The 12,404-nt window shown below is 74.7% G+C and carries 14 protein-coding genes; 8 read left to right on the plus strand and 6 right to left on the minus strand.

Features of this window, described 5'->3' with window-relative positions:
* Positions 1 to 91: 91 nt before the first annotated feature.
* Entirely contained in the window at positions 92 to 286 is a 195-nt protein-coding gene (locus ACFVHI_RS25280; RefSeq protein WP_063346460.1) for a hypothetical protein, read from the minus strand.
* 408 nt (positions 287 to 694) lie between these two features.
* Between ACFVHI_RS25280 and ACFVHI_RS25285 the strand changes: the two genes are divergently transcribed.
* The 4 genes from ACFVHI_RS25285 (at position 695) to ACFVHI_RS25300 (ending at position 3,387) form a co-directional block, all read left to right on the plus strand.
* Positions 695 to 1,120 carry an ankyrin repeat domain-containing protein gene (locus tag ACFVHI_RS25285; protein ID WP_380342970.1) on the plus strand — a complete coding sequence of 142 codons (426 nt, stop codon included), beginning with the start codon at positions 695 to 697 and terminating at the stop codon, positions 1,118 to 1,120.
* A 23-nt stretch (positions 1,121 to 1,143) separates the two neighbouring features.
* Positions 1,144 to 1,656: a GNAT family N-acetyltransferase gene (locus ACFVHI_RS25290; protein WP_380342973.1), complete on the plus strand. Its 513-nt coding sequence runs from the start codon at positions 1,144 to 1,146 to the stop codon at positions 1,654 to 1,656.
* 46 nt (positions 1,657 to 1,702) lie between these two features.
* Positions 1,703 to 2,776, plus strand: a complete 1,074-nt coding sequence (locus tag ACFVHI_RS25295; RefSeq protein ID WP_380342976.1) for a serine hydrolase domain-containing protein — start codon at positions 1,703 to 1,705, stop codon at positions 2,774 to 2,776.
* A 113-nt stretch (positions 2,777 to 2,889) separates the two neighbouring features.
* The gene (locus tag ACFVHI_RS25300) at positions 2,890 to 3,387 is read left to right on the plus strand and encodes an NUDIX hydrolase (protein WP_363623640.1); all 498 of its coding nucleotides are present in this window, start codon (positions 2,890 to 2,892) and stop codon (positions 3,385 to 3,387) included.
* A 33-nt stretch (positions 3,388 to 3,420) separates the two neighbouring features.
* Here the strand turns inward: ACFVHI_RS25300 and ACFVHI_RS25305 are convergent, their stop codons facing one another.
* The 3 genes from ACFVHI_RS25305 to ACFVHI_RS25315 all read right to left on the minus strand — a co-directional run bounded on the left by ACFVHI_RS25305 (position 3,421) and on the right by ACFVHI_RS25315 (position 5,771).
* Entirely contained in the window at positions 3,421 to 4,071 is a 651-nt protein-coding gene (locus tag ACFVHI_RS25305; RefSeq protein ID WP_380342979.1) for a vitamin K epoxide reductase family protein, read from the minus strand.
* Positions 4,072 to 4,139: 68 nt separating this feature from the next.
* Complete coding sequence (locus tag ACFVHI_RS25310) at positions 4,140 to 4,961, minus strand: thioredoxin domain-containing protein (RefSeq protein WP_063346454.1); 822 nt, start codon at positions 4,959 to 4,961, stop codon at positions 4,140 to 4,142.
* A 135-nt stretch (positions 4,962 to 5,096) separates the two neighbouring features.
* Positions 5,097 to 5,771, minus strand: a complete 675-nt coding sequence (locus ACFVHI_RS25315; protein ID WP_063346453.1) for a hypothetical protein — start codon at positions 5,769 to 5,771, stop codon at positions 5,097 to 5,099.
* Between the two features lie 286 nt (positions 5,772 to 6,057).
* Between ACFVHI_RS25315 and ACFVHI_RS25320 the strand changes: the two genes are divergently transcribed.
* The gene (locus tag ACFVHI_RS25320) at positions 6,058 to 6,945 is read left to right on the plus strand and encodes a CHAD domain-containing protein (RefSeq protein ID WP_380342983.1); all 888 of its coding nucleotides are present in this window, start codon (positions 6,058 to 6,060) and stop codon (positions 6,943 to 6,945) included.
* 212 nt (positions 6,946 to 7,157) lie between these two features.
* On the opposite strand, the gene ACFVHI_RS25325 is transcribed toward ACFVHI_RS25320, so the two are convergent.
* A complete protein-coding gene (locus tag ACFVHI_RS25325) occupies positions 7,158 to 8,009 on the minus strand; it encodes a helix-turn-helix transcriptional regulator (RefSeq protein WP_380342985.1) in 852 nt (283 codons plus the stop codon).
* 132 nt (positions 8,010 to 8,141) lie between these two features.
* On the opposite strand from ACFVHI_RS25325, the gene ACFVHI_RS25330 reads away from it, so the two are divergent.
* Positions 8,142 to 8,915, plus strand: coding sequence for an SDR family NAD(P)-dependent oxidoreductase (locus ACFVHI_RS25330; protein ID WP_380342988.1), 774 nt, complete (start codon positions 8,142 to 8,144; stop codon positions 8,913 to 8,915).
* 78 nt (positions 8,916 to 8,993) lie between these two features.
* Here the strand turns inward: ACFVHI_RS25330 and ACFVHI_RS25335 are convergent, their stop codons facing one another.
* Entirely contained in the window at positions 8,994 to 9,776 is a 783-nt protein-coding gene (locus ACFVHI_RS25335) for a uracil-DNA glycosylase (RefSeq protein WP_380342991.1), read from the minus strand.
* 294 nt (positions 9,777 to 10,070) lie between these two features.
* On the opposite strand from ACFVHI_RS25335, the gene ACFVHI_RS25340 reads away from it, so the two are divergent.
* Together ACFVHI_RS25340 and ACFVHI_RS25345 are read left to right on the plus strand one after the other, a co-directional pair.
* Positions 10,071 to 10,988 carry a PIG-L deacetylase family protein gene (locus tag ACFVHI_RS25340; RefSeq protein ID WP_063346448.1) on the plus strand — a complete coding sequence of 306 codons (918 nt, stop codon included), beginning with the start codon at positions 10,071 to 10,073 and terminating at the stop codon, positions 10,986 to 10,988.
* 380 nt (positions 10,989 to 11,368) lie between these two features.
* A complete protein-coding gene (locus ACFVHI_RS25345; protein WP_380342995.1) occupies positions 11,369 to 12,340 on the plus strand; it encodes a slipin family protein in 972 nt (323 codons plus the stop codon).
* The last annotated feature ends 64 nt before the right edge of the window (positions 12,341 to 12,404 follow it).

Consider the following 12,404-nt stretch of genomic DNA (forward strand, 5'->3'; position numbering starts at 1 on the left):
GCCGGTGCGTCCAGGCGGGATGCCTGGGGGCACCTCCCGGCCGCCAGGCTGGGGGAGCGTCGCGCGCCCGGCGGGAATTGTCAGACACGCCCTAGAACTTGAGGCCGCCGAGCAGGCTCGCCAGGCTGGCACCGCCGGCGGTGATGCTCGGGGCGATCGAGGAGCCGGCGACGTAGAAGCCGAAGAGGGCGCAGACGACGGCGTGGGAGACCTTTAGCCCGTCCCTGCGGAAGAACAGAAAGGCGATGGTGCCGAACAGGACGATGCCGGAAATCGAGAGGATCACGTTCTGCTCCTCGGGGAGGGGGGACGGGGACGGTGTTACGGAAAGTGCGCTAATCGTGACAAAAAGTAATAGATGATGGAACGGTGCAAATGGGTGGTTTCCCGTTCAACGTCGCCCTGGAGTTCGGGCGAAGGCGGGCGGACCGGCCGGGGTGGGGCCGTGTCCCGCGCAGTTCCAGCGCGGCGAGGCATTCCCGCCGGGTGGGCGGGAGGTTTCCGGGGGGTCGGGGAAGTTCGCCCGGATGGCCGCCGTTCGAGGGCCGCCATCCGCCATCCGGATGCGCGCTGGCCCGGCCCGGCACCCGGCCGCTACGGTGCGGTACGCGCAGCTCCTCCAGCCGCACTCCGCCACCGCGGCTCCGCCACCCGCAGAGCCCGCAGAACCCACAGACCGGAAAGGCCGCCCGCCATGACCGACGCCGCCAACCAGCAGCCCGCCGACGCTCCCGGCGCCCCCGACGCCGAGGTGATCGCCCTGGCCGGAAAGCTCTTCGACGCCGCCCGCGCCGGCGAGACCGACACCCTGGCCGCCTACGTGGACGCCGGTGCGCCCGCCGACCTCACCAACGACCGCGGCGACACCCTGCTCATGCTCGCCGCCTACCACGGCCACGCCGCCACCGTCGAAGCCCTGCTGGCGCGCGGCGCCGACCCGAACCGCGCCAACGACCGCGGCCAGACCCCGCTCGCCGGCGCCGTCTTCAAGGGCGCCGAGGACGTGCTGACCGTCCTGCTGGACGGCGGCGCCGACCCCACCGCCGGCACCCCGAACGCCGTCGACACCGCACGGATGTTCGGCAAGAACGAGCTGGTCGCCCGTTTCGAGGCCCGCTGATCCAGGTCGTAGGCTCTTCCCTCATGAAGAGCACCACCATGGAGGCCGGAACCGTCGAGTTCCGCGTCACCGGCTACGCCCACCCCGACGCCCAGGCCCTGTCGGCGGAGGTGCAGCAGGAGTACGTCCGCCGCTACGGCGACCCCGACGAGACCGTGCTGCACCTCGACGACTTCGACTCGCCGGCCGGCCTGTTCCTGATCGCCTACCTCGACGGCCGGCCGGTCGCCTGCGGGGGCTGGCGGGCCAAGCAGGCCGGGCCGGACGGGCTGCGCGACGGCGACGTCGAGCTGAAGCGGATGTTCGTGGTCCCCGCCGCCCGCGGCCGTGGCCTGGCCCGGGCGGTGCTGCGCCGCCTGGAGCAGACCGCCGCCGAGGCCGGCCGCACCCGCGTCATCCTGGAGACCGGCACCGAGCAGCCCGAGGCCGTGGCGCTGTACGGGTCCGAGGGGTACGCGGCGATCCGGAAGTTCGGCATCTACCGCGATCACCCGCAGAGCATCTGCCTCGGCAAGGAACTGCCCGCGGCGGCCTGACCGGCCCGCCCGGCGGGTAGGCTCACGACACCTCTGAGGGGGGACGATGAGCCAGCAACCGCCAGGATTCGACCGGCTCCCCGCCCTGGCCGCGCCCGGCGGGGAGCTGGACCAGCTGGTCCGGGGCGGCGTGCGCACCGTCGGGGCCGGCGCCGTCTGGGCCGTCGGCGATGCCGGAGGGGCGCTCGGCGGCGGCGCGCACGGCGTGCTCGGGCAGGGCCCGTACGCCCGGCTCGCCCCCGGGCCGGACACCCGGTACGACCTCGCCAGCCTCACCAAGATCGTCGCCCTCTGGCCCTGCGCCGGAGTGCTCCGGCAGGCCGGGCGGCTCCCGCTCGACGAACCGCTCGGCCGCTGGTGGCCGCCTGCCTCCGGGCACCCCGTCGGCGCGGTGACGGCCCGTCAACTCCTTGCGCACACCGCCGGAATGCTCCCGCACACCGGATTCGAGCAGCTCTACGGGCGCGACCTCGCGGCGATCCGGGCCGGGGTGATCGCCGCCCCGCTGCACCGCGCGCCCGGCACGGCCGTCGAGTACACCGACCGCGCCGCCGTCCTGCTCGGCTACCTCGTCGAGGACCTCGGCGGCGCGCCGCTGGACGAGCTCGCCACCCGCTGGATCTGGCGGCCGCTCGCCATGGCCGACACCCGGTACGGGCCGCTCGGCCCCGCCGACACCGCCCGCACCGCACCCACCGAGTATGACCCGCAGGCCGGGAGCCACCTGTGCGGCGTCGTCCACGACCCCTCGGCCCGGCTGCTCGGCGGCGTCTGCGGCAACGCCGGGGCCTTCTCCACCGCCCGCGACCTCGCCCGCTTCCTCGCCGCGCTGCTCGCCTCGCCGCCCCAACTGCCCTGGGGCGAGGCCTGGATCGCCGAGTCGCTGCGCGAGCAGACCGGCGGTCTCGCCCCCGCCCGCGGCCTGTCCTGGCTGCACGCCCCCGGCACCGACCCCGCCGAGGGCACCTTCGTCCACTACGGCTTCACCGGCACCGGCATCTGGATCTCCCGGCGGCTCGGCCGCTGGGCGCTGCTGCTCACCAACAAGGTCCACTACGACCGCGGCGTCCAGCCGCTCACCGACCTGCGCAACGCCTACCGGCGGGCGGTCTTCGGGTAGGAGCTCTCGTGCGTCGAGTACCCGATCGGGTGGATTAGGTACGAACCACCGGATCCGGCACGGGGGTTGCGGCAGAGTAGCCACCGCGACGGGGCACCGGCGGAGGAGGCGCGATGACGGACACCTGGCTCTCGGAACAGGACTGGCTGGCCGGACTGCTGCGCGCCTACGTCGGCTGCAGCGTGCTGCTCACCGGCGAAGGCGGCGACGTCCTGCTGCTGAAGGCCAGTTACCGCGCCCAGTGGCAGTTCCCCGGCGGCGGGATGGACCCGGGCGAGGGTCCCGCCGAATGCGCCGCCCGCGAACTGCGCGAGGAGACCGGGCTGGTGGCCGGCGAGCTGCGGCTGCTCGTCGTCGAGTGGCGCGATCCGATCCCGGGCCAGGGCGAACACGCCCACCCCGCCGTGCAGTTCATGTTCGACGGCGGAACGGTCCCGGCCGGCGCGACCATCCGGGTGCAGGCCGAGGAGATCGCCGAGTACGGGTACTTCACCCCCGCCCGGGCGGCCGCACTGCTGCACCCCTGCGCGGCGCGCCGGCTCACCCGGGCCCTGGCGGCCCGGCGCACCGGCGCCACCGCGCTGCTGCACTCCACGGGGTACGTCGGCTGACGGTCGGTCAAATATGCCAGTCGGTCGGGCCCGTCAGACCAGCGTGCTCCAGTAGTACCAGAACCGGTTGAGGATCAGCAGCGCGATCACCGCCGCCCACAGCACCGGCACCGCCCAGTGGTAGCGCGCCGCCTCCCGCACGACCGGCCGCAGCCGCGGACCCGCCGGGATCACCCCCGTCCGGAGGTTGTGCAGCGTCGTGTACCAGAACAGCACCACCACCGTCGCCCACACCACCATGCAGTACGGGCACAGCGCGCCGATCCGGTACAGCGCCTCGTCGATCAGCCAGTGCACGAACACCACACCCAGCAGGGTGCCCGCGTGCAGGCCCAGCCAGAACCAGCGCCGGTACGCGGCACCGGCCAGCAGCCCCGCCCCGACCGCCGCCAGCGCGCCGAAGGCGGCCAGCCCGAGCAGCGGGTTCGGGAACCCGAAGACCTCCGCCTGCTCGGTGCGCATCACCGAACCGCAGCTGATCACCGGATTGAGGTTGCAACTGGGGACGTAGGACGGGTTCTCCAGGATGCGGAGCTTGTCGAAGGTCAGGACGGCCGAGGCGGCCAGCCCGATCAGCCCGCCGAGGAACAGCAGCAGGGAGAACGCCCGGCCCGCGCCGACCGGCGCACGGCCGGCGTCGCCGGGGGCGGGAGGGGAGAGGTGCACAGAGGTAGCGGCGGTCATGGCAGCACACTCCGGTGGCTGGGAGGAGCCGGCCCGGCCGGGGTTCGGCCGGGCCGGTGGTGCCCTGCTTACTTCAGGCCGGCGGCCTGCTTGACCTGGGCGGTGAACTGCTCCGGCGTCACCGTGGACTGGCCGCTGAACAGCGTGATCGGCTTGCCGTCCACCTTGACCGTCGGGGTGCCCGTCACCCCGCTGCCGTTGAACGCCTCCGCGACCTTCGCCGCCCACGGCGCGTACGTCTTGTCGGTGACGGCCTTCACGAAGGCGTCCGTCTTCAGCCCGGGCACCTGGCCGGCCAGGTCGAGGATGTGGTTGACGTTGCCGAAGTCGTCCTTCCGCTCGTCGGGCTGGTTGGCGTACAGCACGTCGTGGAACTGCTTGAACTTGTCCACGCCCTCGTTCAGCGCGGCGCCCGCGGCGGCCAGCGCGGTGCGCGAGCCCTTGCCGCCGAGGGCGTTGTCCAGGAACGCCGCCAGGTGGAACTCCACCTTGACCGAGCCGTCCTCGGTCAGCTTCTTGACCGCCTCGCCGTTCGCCGCCTCGAAGTGCTTGCAGACCGGGCAGCGGAAGTCCTCGTACACCTCCATGGTGTGCGGGGCGTCGGCCTTGCCGTAGGTGATCACCGTGCCGTCCGGGCCGGAGGCGTTCGCCGGGACGACCAGCTCCGTCGGCGCGGCCGCATCGGCGGCCGCCGTCGAGTCCTTCTTGCCGGACGCCGAGTTGATCGCGACCGCCGCTCCGCCCGCGAGGGCGAGCACCGCGACGGCGGACACTGCCACGACGATCCGCTGGCGGCGCTTCGACGCCGCCTGCTCGATGCGCTGCGCCTCCTGGATCCGCTCACGGGCACTGATGCGCTTGGCCTGCTGCTTGCTGGGGGTCTGAGCCATGGAAGGCAACTCCTGTACGCGGCGCGCGGATGCGCGCGGGAAACCGCACCGGGTGCGGCGGGATCGAGTGAACGCGGGAGTTGTGCGCGCTGCCTGCGGACGAACGTGCGCGGCGGCCCTACGGCCTCGGGCGGGTCAGCAGGCAGGCGCGAGAACCGGCGGACCACGCCGGGGAGCCGGGCTCAGCACCACGTCCTCGCGGCGCGGCCGCTCGCGGTCCGACACCGGCAGCGGCACCCGCAGCACCGGCCGAACCGGAGCCGGGAGCAGCAGCAGGACCAGGGCGCGCAACGGGCGGGCCAGCGACTGGCGCAGCGCGCGCAGCGACCGGGCCAGGCCCGACAGGGCGGCGTCGCCCAGCCGCAGCCAGGCCGCGGCGGCCAGCGCGATCACCAGGTGCACCAGCAGGAGCAGCACCTGGGTCGCCGCCGGGGCCAGCGGCCCCACATGGCCCAGCGGACCGGCCAGCAGCGACCCGTCCACCGAACCGCCGCCACACACCAGCAGGTTCACACCGCGCGCGGGCACGTGCTCGGACAGGATCGGCCCACAGCCGGCCTGCCCCAGGTTGAACGTCGTGTTGAGCAGCAGCTCGACCGGCACCAGCACGCTGGAGATGTGCAGCAGCCGCCGCTCCCCGCCGGCCAGCGCGGCCGCGACCAGGAAGACGACGGCGGTCGCGGCCGCCACCAGCGAGAGCGGCAGCGGGCGACCCGTGATGACCACCTGGCCCAGCGCGGACAGCGGCACGGCGAGCGCGGTGAACACCGCGGCCCGCAGGGCCCTGATCGCATGGGTGGAGGTCGTCACGTCCCGGAGTATGCCACGACGCTTACATCCGGCACGAGGGCGCGTACCCGGGGAGTGGAAGCGTTGCCCGCCGGAGGCCGTTCGTTCACCCGCCTGACGCCCGCTCAGCCGGGACCGCTTCGCTGTTCGTGCGGGTCGGCGTCGTGTGCGCCGAGCGGTCGTCCCGGGCCTGGCTCGTCCCCGTCCCGGGCCTGCTCGTTCCCGTCGCGGTCCTGGTCGTCGTCGTGCGCCCGGACCCGTAGCCTGGAAGGCGTTCCCGGCGACCCCGATGAGGGGGTGAGCGCTCATGGCGCGACCCGCCACCACGGTGGGGCAGGTGCTGCTGGACCGCCTCGGCGGGCAGGCGGCGGTACTGGCCGGCCTCGACGACGCCGTCCGGGCGGACGAACCGGACGCGGTGCACCGGATGCGGGTCGCCTGCCGGCGGCTGCGCAGTGCCCTGCGGACCTTCCGGCGGCTGTTCGCCCCCGGGGCCACCGACCACCTGGTCGCCGAACTGCGCTGGCTCGCGGCCGCCCTCGGCCGCGCCCGGGACGGCGAGGTGCTCGCCGAGCGGCTGGCCGCCCAGGCCCGGGCACTGCCCGCCGCCTGCCGGCCGGAGCGGGTCGCGGCGGAGCTGGAGCGGTGGGGGCGGGTCGAGTACCGGCAGGCCTGGCCCGAGGTGCTCGCGGCCCTCGATAGCCCGCGCCGCCGCGCCCTCGCCGACGCCCTCGCCACCCTCCTCGCCGACCCCCCGCTGCGCCGCCGGGCCGGCCGTGACGCCGTCCCCGAGCTGGCCCGGATCGCCGAGCGCGAGCAGCACCGCACCGGCGAGCGAGTCCGGGCGGCCCTCGACACCGGGGCCGGGCCCGCCGAGCAGCGCGACCGCGCCCTGCACGAGGCCCGCAAGGCCGCCAAACGCGCCCGCTACGCCGGCGAGACCGCCGCCCCGGCGGTCGGCGCGGCCGCCGAGCGGTACACGGACCGGATGAAGGCCGTCCAGGAACTGCTGGGCGAGCACCAGGACGCGGTGGTCGCCGCCGGCACCCTCGCCGGGCAGGCCGCCGACAGCGGCGAGCCCTTCGGCCTCGGGGTGCTCTACGCCCGCCAGCTCACCGCCGCCGAGACGGCCCGGGCCCGGCTGCCCCAGGTGTGGGCCCGGGCGGCGGGGCGCAAGCTGCCGCGGTTCGGCTAGGTCCTGTCCGGTCGATCTTGGCGGATCAGCCCGCGGCTCCCCCAGCCTTCGGCCGGGAGGTACCCCCATTACGCGCCCGGCTGGGCGTGCGCCCGGACCGCCCTCGTACTGGACGTACTTGGGCGATTCGGGCGTGCGTCCAGGCGGGATGCCCGGCGTCGCGGGCCCGCCAAGATTGGCCGGACAGGACCTAGGCCAAACCTAGGCCCAACCTAGAACGGCGCCGCGTGGGCCGGGGCCGCGTCGTGGGCGGCGGCGAAGGCGTGGCGGGCGCGGCTGCCGGGTGGGGCGAGGCAGACGAAGACGTACCGGCCCTCCTCGGGCAGGGCGAGCACGGTGTAGTCCAGGACGTCGGTGTCCAGGGCCGGGTGGCGGATGTGGAGCCGGCCGGGGCCGGGCGGCCCGGCCCGGTGGCGGTCCCACAGTGCGGCGAAGGCCGGGCTGTCCGAGGACATCCGGCGGACCAGGCGGGTGAGCCCGCGATCGCCGGGGCGGTCCGCGTGGTGGGCGCGCAGCGAGGCGACGAGGTCCGCGCCGATCGAGCCGGTGGCCGCGAGGTTGCCCTGCGAGCGGTCCCCGTACGGGCAGCAGAACACCTGCCAGAGCAGGTTGCGCTCGTGGGGCGGGCGCCGTTCCGGCCAGGCCATCAGCAGGCCGGCCGGGCGGTTCCAGGCGAGGAGTTCGAAGGTCGGGCCGGTGACGAAGGCGGGCGCGGCGTCCAGGGTGTCCAGCAGCGCCAGGGTGGTGGCGGAGACGGCCGGTGGCTCGGGCGACGCCCCGGCCGGTGCGCGGTGCCGGGCAGCCAGCCGGTGCAGGTAGGCGCGCTCCGCCCCGGCCAGTTGCAGGGCCTCGGCGATGCCGTCGAGGACCGGGCCGGTGGGCACCCGCTGGCGGCCCTGCTCCAGCCGGGCGTAGTAGTCGGCGGAGATGCCCGCGCGGGCCGCCACCTCCTCGCGGCGCAGCCCGGGCGTCCGGCGGCGCCCGGCCGGGGGCAGGCCCGCCTCGGCGGGCGCGAGGCGGGCGCGGCGGGCGCGCAGGAACGCGCCCAGCGGGGTCTCGGGCATGCGGTCACGCTGCCACAGCCGGGTGGGGTTAGCCAGGACCTGGCCGTCCCTGGCTGGCTCGTCCCCGGTCGGCCCGTCCCCGGGAAGGGCTGGCCGCTGGTGGCCCGGGCGGGGCGCCGGGAGGCTCGCCGCATGGGACTTCTCGACGACAAGGTCACGATCGTCACCGGCGCCGGGCGCGGCATCGGTGCAGCCGCCGCCCGGCTGTTCGCCCGGGAGGGCGCGCTGCTGGTGCTGGCCGCCCGCTCCGGCGCCGAGGTGGAGGCGCTGGCCGCCGCCCTGCGGGCAGGCGGGGCCCGGGCGGTGGCCGTCGCCGCCGACCTGACCACCGCCGAGGGCGCCGAGCGGACGGTCGAGGCGGCGCTCACGACGTACGGCCGGCTGGACGCGGCCTTCGACAACGCGGGTTCCGGCCTGTCGCCGGCCCCGCTCGCCGAGCGCTCCGAGGCCGAGTGGGACGACACCCACGCGCTCAACCTGCGCGGCAGCTGGCTCTGCCTGCGGGCCCAGCTGCGGGCGATGGCTGCGGGCGGTCGGGGCGGCGCGGTGGTGCTCAACTCCGGGGTGGGCGCGCTGGTGGGCGGCTTCGGGGACGGCGTCCAGCAGGCCGCCAAGCACGGCCTGACCGGCCTGGTGAAGGCGGCCACCGCCGACTACGCCCGGCACGGCATCCGGGTCAACGCCGTCGCGCCCGGCGTGGTGCGGACGCCCTCGACGGAGCAGTTCTTCGGGTCCGGCCTGGAGTTCGAGGACCTGGTCATCCGCTCCACCCCGCTGGGCCGGGCGGGAGCGGACACCGAGATCGCGGAGGCGGCGGCCTGGCTGCTGAGCGACCGGGCGTCGTACGTGGCCGGGGTGACCCTGCCGGTGGACGGCGGCATCACCGCGACCCGGCGGTTCGACTGAGTGCGGGCCCGATCAGTTGGGGGCCCGGCTGGTCGGGGCCGGCTCGACGGCACCGTACGGGGGTCGGTGCCGTCGGGCCTACTCCGGCGCCGGTTCCAGCCCGGCCGATCGGGCGGCGGTGCGGAGCAGGGCGCGGAGCATGGGGGTGGTGAGGCGGCCGGTGTTGGTGTTGCGCGGGCTCACGTGGTAGCAGCCGTACAGCTGGAGGGCGGGGCCGCCGTCGGTGGCGGGGAGGACGGCCAGGGCGCCGTGGCCGAAGGCGGGGCGGGGCCGGGGGACCTGCCAGCCGGCCTGCGCGAGGGCGGGCAGGAGGGCCTGCCAGGCGAAGCCGCCGAGGGCGACTACGGTCCGTACGGTGGGGCGCAGCAACTGGAGTTCGCGGGTGATCCAGGGGCGGCAGGTGTCGCGTTCGGCGGTGCTGGGCTTGTTGTCGGGCGGGGCGCAGCGGACCGGGTCGGTGATGCGGACGCCGCGCAGGTGCAGGCCGTCGCCGTACCGGACGGACTCGGGGCGGTTGGCGAGCCCGAGGTCGTAGAGCGCCGCGTAGAGCAGGTCGCCGGACGGGTCGCCGGTGAAGATCCGGCCGGTGCGGTTGGCGCCGTGGGCGGCGGGGGCGAGGCCGACCAGGACGAGCGGGGCGTCGGGCGGGCCGAAGCCGGGGATCGGGCGGGCCCAGTAGTCCCAGTCCAGGTAGGCGCGGCGCTTGGTGCGGGCGGTCTCCTCGCGCCACTCGACCAGGCGCGGGCAGGCCCGGCAGTCGGTGACGACGCGGTCCAGCGCGGTGAGCGAGATGGCGCGGGCGGCGGCCTCGGCGGGGTGGCGGGGGTGGCCGGGGTCGTCGGCGGCGGCGGACTGCGGCATGGCCCCGATCCTAGTAGGGCTTTGTCAGGTCCTGTGGTGGGAGCGGGGCGGATGCGGGTCGGTCGCATATCGGGCAGGCACCGGTCCAGGGGGCCTGGGCGGGTGAGGCATCCCTCCCCTCGCCTGACCATCCGTGGCGCCCGACAAAGCCCTACTGGGCCCTGTCCGGCCGCACCCGCTGGGCGGTCTGGACGGTGGCCTGGTTGAACCGCCGGGTGACGGTGGCCCGTCGACCGGGTTGGGCCCGGTGATCGGGGCGGTGGCGAGAAGGTCCGGTGGGACCGGGAGGCAGCAATGGTGGAGAACGGGTACGCGGGTCCGTCTCGACGGCAGGTCCTGACGGCCGGCGCGCTGGCCGGCGCGACGGTGCTGAGTTCCGGCATGTGGGCGACCGAGGCGTCGGCGGCGGCACCGCCGGCGATCTTCTACTCGCCGCACCAGGACGACGAGGCGTTGGGCCTGGCCGGGGCGATCCTGGAGCACAAGGCGGCCGGCCGGCCGGTGTACCTCGTGCTGGTGACACGGGGAGAGAACGACGGGCTGGCGAAGCTGATGAACACCGATCCCTGCCCGCTGACCACAGGCTCGGACCGGCACCCCTGCGCGGCCGGCGGCCACCACGGGGTGAACTGGCCGACCGACGGCAGCAGCAAGATCGTCCCTTGCCGGACGGCCGAGTTCATGGCCTCTGCCGCCACCCTCGGGGTCGACAAGGTGATCAACCTGAAGATCGTCGACTCCCCCTACGGGGGGCCCGATGCCTTCGCCCGGTTCGTCGCCACGGTCAAGTCGAAGATCGCGTCCATCGCGCGGCAGTACCCGGGCGCCTCGCACAAGTTCACCGCGGGCTGGCTGGAGATCACCGACACCCACAAGGCGATCGCCGACGCGGCCGTGCAACTGGCCCGCGAGGGCAAACTCACCGACGTGCGCTTCAATTTCGTCTACGCCTACGACCAGCCGCTCGGCTCCCGCGCGAACGGTGCCGCCTACGTGCTGGACATCCCTGCCGCGCACATGGCGACCAAGCGCAACGCCATCTACTGCTACAACACCTGGGCCCCGTCCCGGAACCTCTACGCGCTCGGCTACCACAGCGTCCCGAACAAGCTGGAGTCCGCGCACAACGACCCGCACGAGTACGTCTTCACCCTCCCCAACAACTCGTACCAGTTCGGGAGCATCACGGCCCCGCACCCGGAGTGGTCGTAACAGAACAGGGCCGGGGTCGGGCTGTCGGCGGACGGCCCGACCCGGACTCCCGCTCAACCCCGCGGGACGAACCGGTCACCACCGCCCCACCGATCCCCGAGCGGGTGATCGTCTCGCAGCGACGTTCGAGGCCGGACAACCCCCGACCCCCACCACCGGACCTGACAAAGCCCTCCTAGGGCTCGCGCTGGGCTCGCACCGGGCCCGCATCGGCCGTGCACCGAGCTCGTGCCGGGCCCGTATCGGCCCTGCGCCGGCCTGGCCGGGCAGGCGTAGCGTGGAATCAGCTGCTCCGGCGGCCCCCCGGCTGGGCCGGGTCGGCGACGGCCGGGGCTGGCTGGTGCGCGAGGAGGCCTCGCCGAGGCCGCAAGGAGGCCGCGATGATCGTCGATGCGGTGCTGGGTGCCATCGGGGGGCTGGTCGGGCTGGGGGCGATCTGGGCGGGCCTGAGCGTCCGGGTCGTCCAGCAGTTCCAGAAGGGAGTGGTGTTCCGCTTCGGCCGGGTGCGCAGGGATGTGCGCGAGCCCGGGCTGGTGGGGCTGCTGCCGATCGCGGACAAGCTGCGCAAGGTGAACGTGCAGATCGTGACGATGCCGATCCCGGCGCAGGAGGGCATCACCCGGGACAACGTGACCGTCCGGGTGGACGCGGTGGTGTACTTCCGGGTCGAGGACCCGGTGAAGGCGATCGTCAACGTGCAGGACTACCACTTCGCGATCTCCCAGGTGGCGCAGACCTCGCTGCGCTCGATCATCGGCAAGAGCGAGCTGGACGACCTGCTGGCCAACCGCGAACCGATCAACCAGGGGCTGGAGTTGATGATCGACAGCCCGGCGCTGGGCTGGGGCATCGAGATCGACCGGGTGGAGATCAAGGACGTCGCGCTGCCGGAGTCGATGAAGCGCTCGATCGCGCGGCAGGCGGAGGCCGAGCGGGAGCGGCGGGCGCGGATCATCACGGCGGACGGTGAGTTCCAGGCCTCGGCCCGGTTGTCGGAGGCGGCGGCGGTGATGAGCGCGACCCCGGCGGCGCTCCAACTGCGGCTGCTGCAGACGGTGGTGGAGGTGGCAGCGGAGAAGAACTCGACGCTGGTGCTGCCCTTCCCGGTGGAGCTGCTGCGCTTCCTGGACAGTGCGACGGACAACCAGCAGCGGGCCGCGGTGAACGCCGCGGCGGCAGCGGCGAAGGGCGCCGAACGGGCCGCCGTGGAGCGGGAGGAGGCGGCGAAGGCGGAGGTCGAGCAGGACCGGTTGCAGCACGAACTCCCGCCGCTGGAGGAATTGTTGGACCAGTCGCCGCTGCCGGGCGCGGACGCGCCGGGCGGGCGTGCGGAGCCGGACCAGGCGGCCTGACCGGCGCCCGGTGGCGGCCGCCGCGGGCCCGGACCAGGATGGACAGGGGGCGGAAGCCAGGCCA

This window comes from Kitasatospora sp. NPDC127121, assembly GCF_042677305.1.
In the GTDB taxonomy this organism is placed as follows: Bacteria; Actinomycetota; Actinomycetes; order Streptomycetales; family Streptomycetaceae; genus Kitasatospora.